This window comes from Saccharopolyspora sp. MMCC62 (assembly GCF_057736575.1).
This window is the reverse complement of the sequence record NZ_JBYKCM010000017.1, coordinates 47,017-61,834: the sequence shown is the minus strand read 5'-3', so window position 1 is coordinate 61,834 and position 14,818 is coordinate 47,017. Positions and strand designations below refer to the sequence as shown.

Below are 14,818 nucleotides of genomic sequence, written 5' to 3'. Positions count from 1 at the left end.
GGGCTTCACTCGGGCCACACCGCCCGCAGCGATCCCCAGGAGAGACCCGATGTCCGCAGCCTCCGCCACCCGCACCTTCCGCATCGCCGCGATCCCCGCCGACGGGGTCGGCGAGGAGGTCGTCGCCGCCGGGCGCACCGTGCTCGACGCCCTCGCCGCGGACTCCGGCGGCGCGTTCGCCTTAGACTGGACCGAATTTCCGTGGGGCTGCGGCTACTACGTCGAAACCGGCCGGATGATGCCCGCGGACGGGCTGGAGCGGCTCCGCGACTTCGACGCCCTCTACTTCGGCGCCGTCGGCTGGCCCTCGGTGCCCGACCACATCAGCCTGTGGGGGCTGCGGCTCAACATCTGCCAGAACTTCGACCAGTGGGCCAACGTGCGCCCGGTGCGCTTCCACCCCGGCATCACTTCACCGCTGCGCAAGGCGGACCACGCCGAACTGGACTGGGTGGTGGTGCGGGAGAACAGCGAAGGCGAGTACGCCGGGCTCGGCGGGCGGAACCTCTCCGGCCGCGGACCCGGCAACGAGGTGGCGCTGCAGACCGCGCTGTTCACCGAGCACGGCTGCGAGCGCATCATCCGCTTCGCCTTCGACCTCGCCCGGCAGCGCCCGCGCAAGAAGGTGTCCTCGGTGACCAAGAGCAACGCCCAGCAGTACGGCATGGTGCTGTGGGACGAGGTGTTCGCGCGGGTCGCCACCGAGTACCCCGACGTGGCGACCGAGAGCGTGCTGGTCGACGCGATGGCTGCCAAGTTCGTGCTCAAGCCGGAAGACCTGTCGGTGGTGGTGGCCTCCAACCTCAACGCCGACATCCTCTCCGACCTCGGTTCCGCGCTCGCCGGGAGCCTCGGCCTCGCCGCCAGCGCCAACCTGAACCCGGAGCGCCGGTTCCCGTCCATGTTCGAGCCGGTGCACGGCTCCGCCCCCGACATCGCCGGGCAGGGCCTGGCGAACCCGGCGGGCGCCCTCGGCAGCGCCGCGCTGATGCTCGACCACTTCGGCCTGCCCGCCGAAGCGACCCGCCTCCGCGACGCCATCGACGCCACCACGGCCGCGGGCATCCGCACCCCCGACGTCGGCGGCACCGCCAAGACCACCGAGGTCACCGACGCGATCCTGGACCACCTCGGCTGATCGGCCGGGGCGGAAGCTCCGCCCTGGCCTGCCGCGGCTTTCAGAACAGCACAGAGGCGGGCTTTCGGGTGCGTCCGAACGCACACCGCGGTCGCAACGGGCACTGCGCGCACAACGGTTCGGCGGGCGCGCAGAACATCTGTCCGATCAACCGGATCGCCGCCATCCGGAGAGGCGCGTTCGCCCCACCACCGACCAGCCTCGCAAGGTTGACCCGCCCGTCGGTCAACGTGTTGATGCGGTCCGATTCGGCACCCAGCACCCGCGCTGCCACGCGCATCACCGGCTGCGTCACGAGCAGGAGATCATCGCCTGCGAGCAGGCGCAGGAGCGCCGTCTGAGCGGGCTTCAACCCGAGGAGGGCGGGAAGGTTCTCCGGTTCGTGCAGCACTGCGGGGCTGTCCTGGACTCGGCGGAGGACTTCGAGCGAATTGATGGATCGGACCCGTACCGACTGAGCCCGGAATGCGACCAGAGCTGCGTCGGTGATGCGATCGGTTGCGGCGATCTGCGCCAGGACCGGGTTGAGAGCGCGCAACTCCGCCGGGGCGGGATCCAGGAGCGTGACGACCGCCGCGGTGATCGGCGTCAGTTGATCGCCGGGGAGCAAGCACCAGAACCTGCCTAGGCGGTGCGACTCCGCCCAAGCCGTGAGCCGGTTCTGCGCCAAGCGCCATTGGTTGATCCGTCGTTTCGGGCGTGAGGGCAGCGGTCGCAGCGCGGTCGCCGCTGCTTGGCCCAATAGCGGGGGAACGGCGTTGCCGATCTGCTGGAAAGCGTGACTGCGGCCTCCGGCGAACCGGAACCAGTCCGGGAAGGTCTGGATCCTGGCGGCTTCTCGCACGGTGAGTGTGCGCGCCTCCTCCGGGTGGATGTACCAGTAACCGTCCTTCGCGATGTGGGCCGTGATGGATCGGCTCCGCTCACCCCAGTCCAGCCGCTTGTACTTGTCGTCGAACGTACCCGTCTTGTAGCGACGGAGTTCGGGTGCGATGTGGGTGTAGAGGGTGCGGGAGGTCATCATCCCGAAGATCTCGCGGTCGTCGTCGCGGACCGGGCGTGTCATGTGGTCCCAGAGTCTGTCCGATTCCGCGTCTTGGCGCATCGACTTCGCGAACTCGGACAGGCGCGCGGGTTCGATGTACGGCATCTCCCGCGCGCCGGTCGTATCGCGCAGGCGAGGGAGGTCGTGGATGGCCTCGTGCAACGTCACGTCCGAGGTGGGCTCCGGCCAGTCGAAGTGATCGCTGTCCCGCCGGGCGAGCACGATGAGCCGCTTGCGATGTTGCGGCACGCCGTAGCGCCATGCGTCGACGAGGCTGAGCTGAGTGCGGTAACCCGCGCGCTCCAGCCGTTCGACGATGGTTCGCACGACGTGGAAGTCGTCTCCTAACGCCATGTCCGGCACGTTTTCCATGAGGACGGCGCGGGGGCGGGCTCGCAGCACCACTTCCAAGTACGCTTGCCACAGCTCCTTGCGCTCGTCGTGCTCCGGTCGAGTGCCGGCATCGACGAGGCTGCGGATCTTACTGCGGCCTGCGCGGCTGAAAGGTTGGCAGGGAGGGCCACCTGCGATCAGGTCGATGTCCGCGCGCTGCAGCATCGCTATCAGACTCCGCCGGTCCGCCGGAGCGGCGAGGTCTTTGGCCAGAGCGACTCCTGGGAAGTTCGCGCGGTGCGTCTTGAGCGCGAACGGATTGTTGTCGACCGACGCGGCGACGGTCCACCCAGCTCGGACCATGCCGAGGCTCAGACCACCGGCTCCGGCGAACAGATCGACGGCGAGCCTGCTGCCGGTTGCCACCTTGTCCGCGCACCACTGCCCGAATCCTGCTTCGGTGCAGGAGTCCGGGTGTTCTTCCAAGTCGAGCAGATCACTGCGGAGCAACTTCACCCCGTAGGTCGCCACCAGATCTCCTTCTGGTTCGAAGGTGCTCTCCGCGTCGTGTGCGCGATCACCTGATTCGTCGTCCTGCGCGTCCGGGAAATCCGGGTGGTTCCGGCCCCGGCAAGGGTCATCGCGCACGGGCTGCCCGCTGAAGGTCGGCCGGTGGAGTCCAGGCGGAGGCACGCACCGCTTCCCAGCACGACGCCTTCTTGCACCATTCGGTGACGTTCGCCGATCCAGGCGGTTCGATCAGCACCGCCCGCACCGCGCGCGCGACGTCCGGGACCGCGGCGGCCAGCTCGTCGGGGAGTCGCTGCCCACGCCACACCGCGTCGAGGTCCAGCCCGCCGAGCCGTTCGGTGATCAGGGAGACCACGTAGGCGGTGGTCTGCCCGAGGTAACCGCCGAAGTTCTCCTTCTGGATGAGGCTTCGCGTCTCGTTGAACACGACGGCCTTCGCGACGAGGTGCCGGAAGTACTCCAAGTTGGGCGCCTCGCGCTTGTCGAGGTTCTCGTCTTCGGTCCACCTCAGGAAGCACTTCTGAGCACCGAGGCAGACGACATCCGGTCGAAGCGCGGCGGCCAACTCGTACTTGGCCGCATCGGTCTTGCCGAACCGTTGGCGCTTCGGATTTTCGTGGTCGAAGTTCCGGCGTCGCGCCGCGGTCCGGCAGCGGCTCTTCTCCACGTCGTACTGGCCGCGGACCCGCTCGTAATACCACCTGCTCTGCTTGCCCTCTGGATCGGTCGTCCACGTGGACCGGGAAAGCCGCTCCAAACCGACGTGGAAGGGGCTGTTCCCTTCGAAATCAGCCGAGGTGACCGCGTTCTGCGAGTTCGCGTACTTCGAAATCTCGGGGATCATCGGATCGAGACGGTCATCGCTGATCAGAGTGATCTTCGCGGGTACGTGCACGTCCGAGAGATCCGCGCCCTTCCGCGCGGCGTGGTGCAGTGATGCGGTCGTCTGACCGCCGTTGACGATCTGCAGCTCCGTGAGCCGAACGAGAATCGGTCCGCCCGGGGCGTGCTCGACTTCCGCATCCTTGGCTGTGGCCGAGACTCCGTTGTTGTAGGCGAGAAATCGGCCCGGTTCGTGTTGGATGGTCTCGGCGATGCCTTTGTTGACCTTTCCGCGCGATTGCAGGTACGCACGCACGTTGCGCTGCAGGATTCGGCTATGGTGCACGTCGTAGAGCTGGGCGAGCAACGATCCGGGCAGTACTGCCATCAGGCAGCGGTATCCGTCCACTTGACGCGGTGATTCCAAGCACCGCACGGTGAAACCGAGTTCGGCGAGGTCGATCTGAATCTCTTCTTGATCGTGCGAAGCACCGGTCAGGCGCTGGATCCGATCGAGATCCCACACCTGCGCGGTGGTGGGCAGGCCGGCGACGTTGGTCTCCTTCAACCGGCGGGTGGACGTGGTCCCGGCGGTGAGCACGAAGATCCGGATCATGTGAAGGTCCGACCACGCCGAATGGATCCGCTCAGCCATGTCGTAGCCAGGACTGGAACGCTCGAGCCGCTGGTGGCCGCCGGATCGGCAGAAATCCGCGAATGCGGAGGCGCGGCGGATGAGTTGGTCCACCCGTTCCCGCTTGAGCGGTTCACCGAACGGTCCGAGATCGGCGATGACCAGGTGGAGGATGGAACCCGCACCGGCGATGTCGTACCCCGACACGGTCACCGTCCTGTTCTGCCACACGAATTCCATCGAGTGGGTGTCCAGGTCGTCGAGCGTCCCGTCCTCGACGAGGTGCTCGCCTACGAAGTCGACGAAGGCCTCCGTCATGGTCTTCTCGGGGAATGCTTCGAGCCGGTCCAGCAACCGCCGCTGGAGTTCTGCGGTGAAGTCGGACGTCTCTGTCATGAGCGGTTCTCCTGTCGACGGGCCAGCACGTTCTCGGAACTGCGCCGGACCCGGCTGGCTAATGCCACCAAGCGAGTTCGCAGCGCTTCGGGGGGAGCGATCGGTCCCGGCTCGCCGAATCCCCACGCAGCCGCCTGGTCGAGCTCGAGCTCGACTAGGATCCGAGCCAGCGCGGTGGAGGGACCGGAATCGAGCCCGGGCAGCCCGAGCCAGCCCGCACAGGAGACGTACCTACCGGCGCACCGGATGTAAAAACCTTGATCAGCGGTCCAGAACCGGGGGTCGCCGACGGTCTCCGATTCCTCGGTCCTCAGCCGGGAAGGGTGCGGGAGCACGTGCAGTCGGATCAGCGCCCGGTGCCCACCGCCGGACACCCACTCCTGCGGCAGCGTCTGTGCGGCAGGACTCGACCACAGGAACGGATCGCGCGGGACGACAGGTCGCGCATTCACCGCGAGCTCCAATCCCTCCCGGATGGGTGCACCGAAGCGGACGCCGAGCTCGTCCATCAGCCTCGCCGTGCTCTGGTCGTCGTTCTCCGCTCCGAGTCCTGCACGCGGCCCGCGGAAGAGGACAGCCGAGCGGTTGTCGGTGGTGCGTTCCGAGAGCATGGCGGCGGGAAGCCGTTCCGCCTTCGCCTGCATCCACCACGCGCCCGTGCGCGGGGCGTGGCTCAGCGCCAGGCATTCCCCGCTGCCTGCCGTCCGGTCCCACACGAGCACTTCGTCGAAGCGCCGCAACCCGGCGGCGAAAGTCGCACGCAAGCGCTGGTCCACGTGCTCAGCGCCGCCACCCAGCACTGAGCGGAGCAGCGTGCCACCGAAAGGGACCCCGTCGTGCACCAAGCCCACCGCTGCCACAGGTCCCGACGGCACGACTCGCACGGCGATGGTGCGTGCCTGCGCGGCGAAGGCGTGGTCGGCGAGTTCGCGCCCGATGCACGGCACGGTGCTGACGGATGCGGAGCCGAAGCGGGCGATCAAACCGGATCCGGCGGCCAGCTCCGTTCCAGGCCTGGAGCTCGCCTTCCGGAGCGGAGGCCGTGTTCCACCGGGCAGCCGACCCTCGGCGCCGGTCGGGTTCGGCGCGGCGTCATCGACTTCGCTCGAGTTCCGAAGGCCCAATTCGTCGAGGCGGTGCTTCAACTCGACCTTGGCCTTCACCTCGATCTGGCGGATGCGTTCGCGGCTCACTCCGTACCGCTCACCGATGTCGCCCAACGTCATCCCGTCGGCGTCACCGAAACCGAAGCGCAGCCGAAGGACATCGGCGTGGCGTTCGGGCATCTCGGAGAACGCGGCCTCGAGCAGGTCGCGGAGCGCTCGTCGGTCCAGCACCCGATCGGGGTCCTGTTCGCGGTCCGATGCGGGCAGGAAGTCGGCCAACGGAACATCGGATCCGCGTGCCGCGGGGGCATCGAGGCTAAACACTCCGCTGGACAGGCGTAAGCAGTCGACGACCTGGCGGGGCTCCAACCCCGAAATCCGCGCGATGTCCGAGACCTCGGCGCTCTGCGCCGTTCGAAGCAGGTTTGAACGAATCCCGTCGACCTTCCAGATCCGCTCCCACATGTGAGCCGGTAACCGGATGGCCGAGCCGGTGTCTTGGACAGCCCGGGTGGCAGCCTGCCGGATCCAGGTCGTGGCATAGGTGGAGAACTTGAACCCGCGCGACGCATCGAACTTCTCGACGGCGCGCACCAGCCCGAAGACCCCGGATTGGGCCAGGTCCTCCGGGTCGAGAGTGCCGTGCAGCATCTTCTGGGCACAGGTGTCGACCAGACCCGAGTTGTGCAACACCATCGCGTCGAAGGCCGCGGCTCGTTCGTCGTGGGCCGCAAGGGACTTGCGGAACCCCTTCGGAAGTTCTTTCGCCAGATCCCCGTTCGACCCGCGCATCAGGCAGGCCAGCCCTACTTCCTCCTCAGCGGAGAGGACTCGCCTGCGATCCTGTAATGGCTTTCGGGCGTCGATCTCGAGGATCCGGCGGGCCGCCTCCACCGCTGCCGCGTGCCGCCGCAGCAAGTCCTCCTGCACGGAGTGCGCCGTGGTGGGAACGACCTCGTCCGACGCAGTTGCTCGAGGCGCGATGGCCGCCGAGTCGCTCTGGGTACGGTCGTCGAGCAGCCGTCGGGGAAGGCAGGTCAGTTCGACCGGCTCGCCGCGCCCGGAGTAAGACAGCACGAGCTCCTTGGTCGCCGTGGCGGCGAGGCTGGGAAGATCGCATTGGAGCCTGCCGGCGGGCGCGTCGTGCAGCCCGCCCAGGACAACCCGATCGAAGACCAGTCCGCCGGAACTAGCCCAGGTCAACAACTTCAGCCCGGGCCTCGCGAAGTTGATCCGTTCCTTGACCGGGATCCGGGGACCGGACCTGTACCACTCGACCGGAGTGTTCGACCTGTCCAGCGCGGTGCGGAATTCCTTGAGGAGATCGGTGGAAGGTACGAGCACGGCTATCTGTTCTCGGCGGTGTTGCCGTGCATAGGCGGCGGCGAAGCAGGCTTCCGCCGCCACGTCCTTGTGCCGCAGCAGGACCGGGCGGCCCGAAATCTCGTCCCCGGCCTCGCCTCCCGAAGACGCTCCGGCGGTGAACCGCGTGATGAAGTCCTGGAGCGGCGTCGGCGTGCTCGTTCCGGACGTGTTCGTCGGCGAGGCGCGCACCCCGAGCGCGAGCTCGATCTCGGCCAGCGTCGCTCCTTGGTCGGAGACGGGGGAAGTCGGATCGATCAGCACCGTTGTCGGGATGTCCAGTTCGCGGAGGAGTTCGTAGAAGTCGATCGGGAGCTGCTGTCCCTGCAACACGATCAGCGGGGAACGTCGGATCGGAAGCGACGTCGCCTTGTCCAGCCTGGCGCGAAATTCGTACAACTCCACGTCGTAGCGGTCGAAACCGTCAGGCGGCGTACCGAGCACGCTTTGCCAGAGATCGAGAACGAAACCGACGTAGGAGACGATTGAGGGTCGCCGCTCGTGTGAGAGCGCGGAGCGCAGCCGGCGTCGCAGCAGCTTGTGGTACGCGAGCACGATCGAAATCGGGACGAGTTTTCGTCTGCGGACGGCTTCCTCGACCTGATCCGCCCCGGACGGTACGGAAATCAGCTCGAACCGTCGGGTTCTCGTGGTCGTGCTCACCACGCGCCCCCACCGGGAACCTGGTCCAGCGCGGTTGCCAGCGGTGCGAAGAACCCGTAGTCCTCGTCGATCAGGAGCCTGCGGTCGAGCAACCGGTTGGACGCCTCGCAGCTCGTCTCAGGGACCAGCGCGCACGCATGACAGGCTGCCAGCAGCATACCGCCGGGACCTTGGCCCCGGGTTTCCCCGCAGACCGGATCGAAGGAGCACCACCCTGCCGCCGCGATCGCCGCGCACACCAGCTTGGTCAAGCGTTCGTGCTCGCCCAAGCGGACCAGTCCGCCCATGGTGCCCTCGGTGTCACCGGCTGCGGTGTAGATCAGAATGCCGGCCATATCCGGCCCCCGCTTCCCCGTGATGTAGAGCCGTTCTTGTAGTGAGGAGGTCGAATAGCCGGCCTCGAACGCGGTACTGCGCAGCAGGGCGTGCGCCAAGGTGTGCAGCAGGACGAGACGTGGGCGCGGAACGGGAAGACGTTCAAGCTTCGCTTCTTCTCGCCGCGCGGCCAGGATCGAGCAACGCTTCTGCACCTCAGGACGGGCTTCCCACCGGCCGATCACCGCTTCGTCGAAGCGCAGGAAGAAACCTTCTCCGAACACCTCCACCGCGGGCAGGAAGCTCGGGTGCGCCGCGAGGTTCGAGGGCACGCGCTTCAGCATCGTGTGGCGTTTGAATCCGGTGAGGATGCGGACTTCGCGCAACCTGTCCACGAGGATGACGTCGTCGAGCACTGTCGCCAACACATCCTCCGGAGATCCTGGTATCCGGGGGTCCGGGCGTCGGCTTCGCCGTGTGATGAACTCGGCGTCCGGGGCGTGCTGGTCTCGCGGTGCGCACAGCGCCAGCCATTCGCTGGGAGCGATGTCTTCCGAAGATCTCCGTTCCCATCCGCCGGCGGCTCCCTCCAACAACGAATCGATCTCCGGCACCCCGAGACCTGTGTATTCGGAGATGCCTCGAACCATCTCCTCGCGGAGTCGATGTCGAGGATTGGTGATCAAGAATTGGAAGTCGATGTGCGCTACCGCCCTGGTTGTCGGGGAATTCGCGCTCTCGTCCACTGGCTCCGGCGGGATGTCGATCACCGACAGGACGTCGGGGAAATAGACGCTCGACGCGCCGCGCTGCATCGCGATCAACTTCTCGTCGCACTGCTCGGCGTCGGCAGCGGCCTGCCAGGGTTGCTTTCCAGGACAGGCCATCTTCGCTTCGCGCAGGGCGCCGAGGTCCGTGATCCCTTCCAAGGAACGGCGGGCGTCGCAGTTGCCGCAGACGACCTCGAGGGACCCGAGACCGCTGCCGGCTTCCGGCTTGTTCCGAAACCTGAGCTCAGCCTTGGCGCACTGCACCTGGTCCCGCTCCCTGTACGCGAGCGAATGAGCCCAGCCGACCCAGTTGATGTCAGTGAGGTGGCCGTTCCCGCACGCGGCGACCAGGCGCATCGGGATGAGCTGCCTGTGATCAGTGCAGGCCGTGCACCTCGGCGTCTCTCCTTCTCGCTCCATCCGGTAGCTCCAGCGCTCCATGGCCCGGCACCCGGAGCAGAAGAGCCATTGGGGGAAGCGGAAGTAGGGGAGGTTCTCCTCCTGTCGCGGAGTCCTGAGCGCGTTGACCTCCAAGTAGGAAGCGAGGCGGGGAAATCGCAGGAACTCGGGCTTTCCCCTCCAGTTCCCGGCGTCCTCCGCAACGAAGGATTCTCCGGCCAAGTCGATGATCGATCCCGGCCCGAACGGGCTGACCACCTGGGACCGGCGGATCTTGCGCATCGTCACCTCAGCGGTCTCCTCACCCATACGGTGGCGTTCACGTCCACGCTCCGCATCGAATCGAGCGTCGCCCAGCCGCGGTCCTGCTCGGTGTGCCGACGCAAGAGCTTCGGGCGCTTGCGGTCGGTCGCGTGGTAGACCAGTCCGCCTTCGGCGGCTGCCTCGTCCAGCCACCGAACCCACTCCTCCTGCTGGTGGCGGAGGTGCTCTTCGACGCGTTCGGCTTCGTCCGGATCAGCACGTCGAGCGCGTTCCAGGAAGTCCGTCAGCAGCTTCGACAGTTCCGGGTCCGCGGGATCGAAGCGCGCGGCGTCCTCGTTGGAGGGGAGGCCGTGCGCGTGCCGCGCCAGTACGACGAGGCACGCGTGCAACGCCCGTTGTCGAGCTGCCACGGAGAACGGGGTGACCGAGCTCGGTTCCACCGATTTGTACAGCGCGGAGTGGTACGGCACGAAGGACTCGTAGTGCGACCGGTCCCGCGGTTTCGATGGTGAGTACAAGGTGACCACCAGGCCGGGACGTCCCCTGCCACGACCCACGCGGCTCGTCGCCTGGATGTACTCCGCGGTGGTCTTGGGCTGCCCGACCACCGTCATCAGTCCGAGCCGACCGATGTCCACGCCGACCGAGAGCATGTTCGTGCTCGCGAGGAAGGACACCGCATCGGCGGCGCTGTGCGGCCGGGCCAAGCGTTCGAGGATCTTCGGTATGGCTGAGGCCGAGACATTGCTGGTGAGCTCGACGATGTCGTCGTCATCGAGCCGGCGGCGGTCGTCGTCGGCTGCCGCGATGACGGCGATTCGAGAAGGGACGTCGTCCCGTGCGAGGGTCCGGGTCTTGCCGAGCTCGCGCAGCGAGTTGTGGTAGGCGACCAGCGTCGAGTAGGAGTCTTCCACCTCTGCCGACAGCGCCACGTCCTTCGGAGCCTGCAACTGGGCAGCGGTGAGGTGCACCAGTCCGGTCAACGGCGTGTGGCCCTGCGGCATCACTCCTGCGTAAGCCCGTCCCGGTGAGTCGGTGCGCATTCGGACGAAGTATGAATCCGCTGCGTCGATGCCGGATGGTGGGAACAGCGCGACTTCGCGGCCGAAGACGCCGCGCACCTGCTCGTCGGCACTGCGGATCGTCGCGGTGGCCGCGATGATCTTCGGTCGGGCGCCGTGCCGTGCCATCAGCACGTCGAATGCTGCTTCGTACAGCCCGACCACGGTCCCCAACGGACCGGAGATGAGGTGGAACTCGTCTTGGATGATCAGGGACGGGCCCGGGGTGCTCCCCGCGCCGAAGAACACCCCGGTCCTCTCCTCCCAGACCGTTCGCGCGAACTTGTCGACCGTGCCCATGAGCATCGTCGGCGGGTTGGCGTAGAGGTCCTCGTCGACCGAGGAGACCGGCAGCCCCGTGGAGAACGGGCAAGATGGGTTGAGGCAATGGATCCGGAACGTGTCGTTGGTCGCCTCGATTCCGATCTCTCGTTCGTCGTGGTGCGAATCAGAGATGATCCGCGTTCCGCACCACGGGCAGCTGTCGACCTGGAAGCTTTGCTCCGGTGCTGCGTCGTCGTCCAGAGAACGTTGCAGCTTGCCGAGCAGCCGCCGCGCTTCGGCATAGGTGTTGGGCGTGTTGGACCCGCCGACCCAGATTCCGATCGAGATCGGCACCGCTCCGAGCTCGTCGGGACGTCCTCGTCGCACTACCTCGCAGGCCGCGATCAGGGTCATCGTGCGCTGGAATTGCTGCGCGGTGAGCAATCGGAGCGTGTAGCGCGTGATGATGGCGGTGCCCGCCCCCGCGTCACCGAGGGTGCGGCGCCGGTGCACGATGGTGAACGCGGCGAGCGCGAGGTACGCCTCGGTCTTTCCGCCGCCGGTGGGGAACCAGATGAGGTCCACCAGGTCGCGGTCGGGACATTCTCGAGCGATTCCGTCGACCGTGAGCAGCAGGAATCCGAGTTGGAACGGTCGCCATCTGAACCCGGGTTCGGCGTAGTCCTCCGGGAGCGACGGGGCTTCTTCGACCGGATGCGGTGCTCCGGCGAGCTCGGTCGCGCCGTGCACCATCTGCATGAGCATGATCCGATTGGTCAGCGCGAACGACGCCCGCACTCCTTCATCGGTCCTCACGAGCTCGACACCCCGCCGCATGCGGTCGACCGCCACCCCGGCGCGTTCCAAGAGCCGCCCGGCTGCGGCCGACAAGTGCGGGGCGAGGCTCGCGTCCAACGAGGCGCGGGTGTCGTCCAGCCAGCTCGCGTACCGGTCGACCAGCTCGGCGAGCTCGGACGCGGTTCGGTCCGCTTCCTCGACGGCTTCCGCCAAGCGGTCCAGCCGGAACACCTCTTGTGGGCCGGATACGTCGAAGGCGACATCGGGAACGACGTGTACCGGTAAGAACGTGGTGTGCACCGAGGCAGGTGGGCCAGACCGGATGCCGCGTTCCGGATCGATCCGATCCCAATCCGCGGCGCTCCCGTGACCGACCGCGTACACCGGCACCGATCGGTACATCAGCTCCAGTTCGTCGGCCGAGTCGTCGTCGTGGAGATGACGTCGCCCCGGGTACTCGTCGAGTGCCCCGTGCACCGGCCGACAGCTCAGTTCGATCTGGAAGAAGCACTGCGCATCGTCCAGTCGTGCTTTCACATCGGCCGTCTGCTCGTTGACGAGCACCGCCGTGACGATCGCGCCGGATCGGTATGGTCGCCACCGCACCCGCACCCGGGCGTCCCCGCCGAGCACCGACAGATCACGTGATCCCGTCCGACCTTGTTCCGGTGGTTCAAGGCGAACCGAGGAATCACCGCTGAGCTCCACCGGCTCGCGTTCCCACGAGTTCGCAACGCGGGACCGGTAGCGGCCGGCGAAGACGGAGATCTCGATCGCGGACCACGACGTGGTGACGAAGCTGATCCCGACCGAACTCGGCCGATCCTGGCCCGACAACGTGATCGGGTCGTCATCGCCGTCCTCGGGGCCGCTGAGGCGCCCTCCTCCGTCGTCCACCGGCTCGTGGTCGGCGGTCGCGTCCGACGGCGGGTCGTTCCCGGCGGCACCGTTCCGGTGCGGCGGCTTCTTCGGGTAGAGGATGCCGCTGAGGTAACGCTGTTGCGGCTGTGACTCGAGCACCTCATCGGGACCGTGGACCGGGCCCACCAGCTGTGCGTGCAGGTAATGCAGGATCGCGTCGCGATCCGGAAAACGCGTATCGATGTTCATCGTGCATCAGCCCCGGCTGGCGCGTCGGTCGGCTCGACGACCCAGAGCCCGGCCCGAGCTCGCGTCATCCCGACGTAGAGGGTGGAAAGGGCGGTCGGGGCGTCGAGTCCGGACGGCAGCTCCAGCACGATGAACGGGCTTTCCAAGCCCTTGAACGAGGCCACTTCGGCGAATCCGACCCGACCCGCGGAGGGGCGCCGGAGCCGCTGGAGGTCGAGGAGTTCGACGCGGTGCCGCCATTCGGTCGGGAGCCCGGCGAACGAGGAGTTCCCGAATTCGGACGGCGAGAGCAGCATGACCTGGTCGAGCGACACCTCGTCGGCTTCGAACTTCGACAGCAGGTCGCCTAGGAGCGTTCCCATGCGGTCACCGGACTCTTGGAGCACGGTGACCTCGTGCCCATGACCGGCGGTGGTGACCCCCAGGTCGGCGCCGGTGCGCTCCCTGGTCGCCGCAACGATTTCCGCGGTGTTGCGGCAGTTGTCCGTCAAGGTGATCTCTGCTGGGCGGTGTTTGCGAAGGCCCGCCATCGCCGCGTCCTCATAACGACCGACCAGGCCGCTCTGGTTGTTCGAGTCGAGCAGCACCGCCCACCGTCCATCGGACAAGCCGTTCGCGAGTGTGCGATCGAGTACGCGGAGGTCGTCGTCGTTGATCAGGTCCTGAGCCTCGTCGACGACGGCGAGGTCGAAGCCGGATGCGGGAAGGTTCGAGAGCCGGTGGAACGGCACCACTGCGGCTTCTTCCAAGCCGGGCTGGTTCTGCAGGAACGCCGCCAGCACCGCACTCCGGCAGGTGAGCAGCACGCGGTGCTGTGGAACATCAGCGCGGCGGCAGATCTCCGCAGCCAGCATCGTTTTGCCGGTTCCAGCTCCGCCTTCGAAGACGACCCGTTCGTTGCGACTGCTGACGTCGAGCGCGCGGTACTGCTGGCGGGTCAGCGCTGCGACATCCGCTTCCACGGTGCTGCTGAGCTGCTTGAGGGTCCGGACCATGTCGAAGTCCGGGCGAAGGAAATCCAGGTAGCGCCGTACTTCCTCGTCGGAGAGGGGAGTCCGGGGAGATCCAGGCTTCTCGGCCCAGAGGTCACCCATGAGCCTCAAGCGATCGCCCCAACCAGGATCGCTGAGGACGTTTGCATCGAGCAGGGACTCCGGGTCCCATTCGACGCTTTCCACGTCGAATTCGCAGTCCGGGAAGACGACGCCGCTCGCGAACACCGTTCGACCGGTCAACGACGGGTCGAACAGCCTGCGTAGTCTCCCCTCCAGTGCGAACATCCCGGACGTAACTTGGTCGAGGGGGCTCTCCTTGAGGCGGTTCTTCCGCCCGCGCAGGTCCTCGCTGTGCCAGACCCCGTTGCGGCGGGAAACCTTGCCGCCCTTGACCTCCAGTCCGAGCAGTCCGCGCTCGCCCAGCAGTAGGAAGTCGATCTCGCATTGACGCTTTCGCGCGTGCTCGGGGAGGTTCAGGCTGTGCAGCGCGATGCTCCAGCCGTCGGGATCGACTTCGCGGAGCAGCCGGAACATCCGCTGCTCGGCGCGACTCGAAGTGGAGGGGACGCGATCCGGGATCATTTGCATGTCTAGGCACGTTCGCTTTCCGCTGGCGCGATGAGGACAGGGTTCATCGCCGGAAGGGGCCGCGGTTCTCGTGCGGCACCGCCGGAAATGGGGAGCACCTACCGCGGTGCGCTCTGTCGAACCTTCGCTCCGCACTGGCAGTGATCGCCCGGTCGGCCGCCGAAGTTACATCTTATCCCGCGTGATTTTCGACCGTTCGCGAAATCATTGCTCCTGTTGGACTG

7 protein-coding genes are annotated in these 14,818 nt (G+C 67.0%); 1 reads left to right on the top strand and 6 read right to left on the bottom strand.

What is annotated here, in order from left to right; all coding sequences use genetic code 11:
• The first annotated feature begins 49 nt into the window (after positions 1-49).
• On the top strand, positions 50-1,138 hold the full coding sequence (locus tag AC29IT_RS27820; RefSeq protein WP_488220645.1) for a tartrate dehydrogenase: 1,089 nt from the start codon (positions 50-52) through the stop codon (positions 1,136-1,138).
• A 40-nt stretch (positions 1,139-1,178) separates the two neighbouring features.
• Here the strand turns inward: AC29IT_RS27820 and AC29IT_RS27815 are convergent, their stop codons facing one another.
• The 6 genes from AC29IT_RS27815 to AC29IT_RS27790 form a co-directional block, all read right to left on the bottom strand.
• Entirely contained in the window at positions 1,179-3,047 is a 1,869-nt protein-coding gene (locus AC29IT_RS27815) for a DNA cytosine methyltransferase (protein WP_488220644.1), read from the bottom strand.
• A gap of 106 nt (positions 3,048-3,153) precedes the next feature.
• Positions 3,154-4,899, bottom strand: coding sequence for an AIPR family protein (locus AC29IT_RS27810; protein WP_488220643.1), 1,746 nt, complete (start codon positions 4,897-4,899; stop codon positions 3,154-3,156).
• On the bottom strand, positions 4,896-8,030 hold the full coding sequence (locus tag AC29IT_RS27805; RefSeq protein ID WP_488220642.1) for a sigma-70 family RNA polymerase sigma factor: 3,135 nt from the start codon (positions 8,028-8,030) through the stop codon (positions 4,896-4,898). The genes AC29IT_RS27810 and AC29IT_RS27805 overlap by 4 nt, the downstream gene beginning before the upstream one ends.
• Positions 8,027-9,796: a DrmB family protein gene (gene drmB, locus AC29IT_RS27800; RefSeq protein WP_488220681.1), complete on the bottom strand. Its 1,770-nt coding sequence runs from the start codon at positions 9,794-9,796 to the stop codon at positions 8,027-8,029. The genes AC29IT_RS27805 and drmB overlap by 4 nt, the downstream gene beginning before the upstream one ends.
• Before the next feature lie 2 nt (positions 9,797-9,798).
• The gene (locus AC29IT_RS27795; protein ID WP_488220641.1) at positions 9,799-13,011 is read right to left on the bottom strand and encodes a helicase-related protein; all 3,213 of its coding nucleotides are present in this window, start codon (positions 13,009-13,011) and stop codon (positions 9,799-9,801) included.
• Positions 13,008-14,594 (bottom strand): NERD domain-containing protein, encoded by a 1,587-nt coding sequence (locus AC29IT_RS27790; protein WP_488220640.1) that lies wholly within the window; start codon positions 14,592-14,594, stop codon positions 13,008-13,010. The genes AC29IT_RS27795 and AC29IT_RS27790 overlap by 4 nt, the downstream gene beginning before the upstream one ends.
• Positions 14,595-14,818: the final 224 nt, after the last annotated feature.

What these genes read in the sequence shown, in the direction of transcription:
- AC29IT_RS27820 (WP_488220645.1), top strand. Translation starts at nt 50, where the DNA reads ATGTCCGCAGCCTCCGCCACCCGCACCTTCCGCATCGCCGCGATCCCC.
- AC29IT_RS27810 (WP_488220643.1), bottom strand. Translation starts at nt 4,899, where the DNA reads ATGACAGAGACGTCCGACTTCACCGCAGAACTCCAGCGGCGGTTGCTG.
- drmB (WP_488220681.1), bottom strand. Translation starts at nt 9,796, where the DNA reads ATGCGCAAGATCCGCCGGTCCCAGGTGGTCAGCCCGTTCGGGCCGGGA.
- AC29IT_RS27795 (WP_488220641.1), bottom strand. Translation starts at nt 13,011, where the DNA reads ATGAACATCGATACGCGTTTTCCGGATCGCGACGCGATCCTGCATTAC.
- AC29IT_RS27790 (WP_488220640.1), bottom strand. Translation starts at nt 14,594, where the DNA reads ATGCAAATGATCCCGGATCGCGTCCCCTCCACTTCGAGTCGCGCCGAG.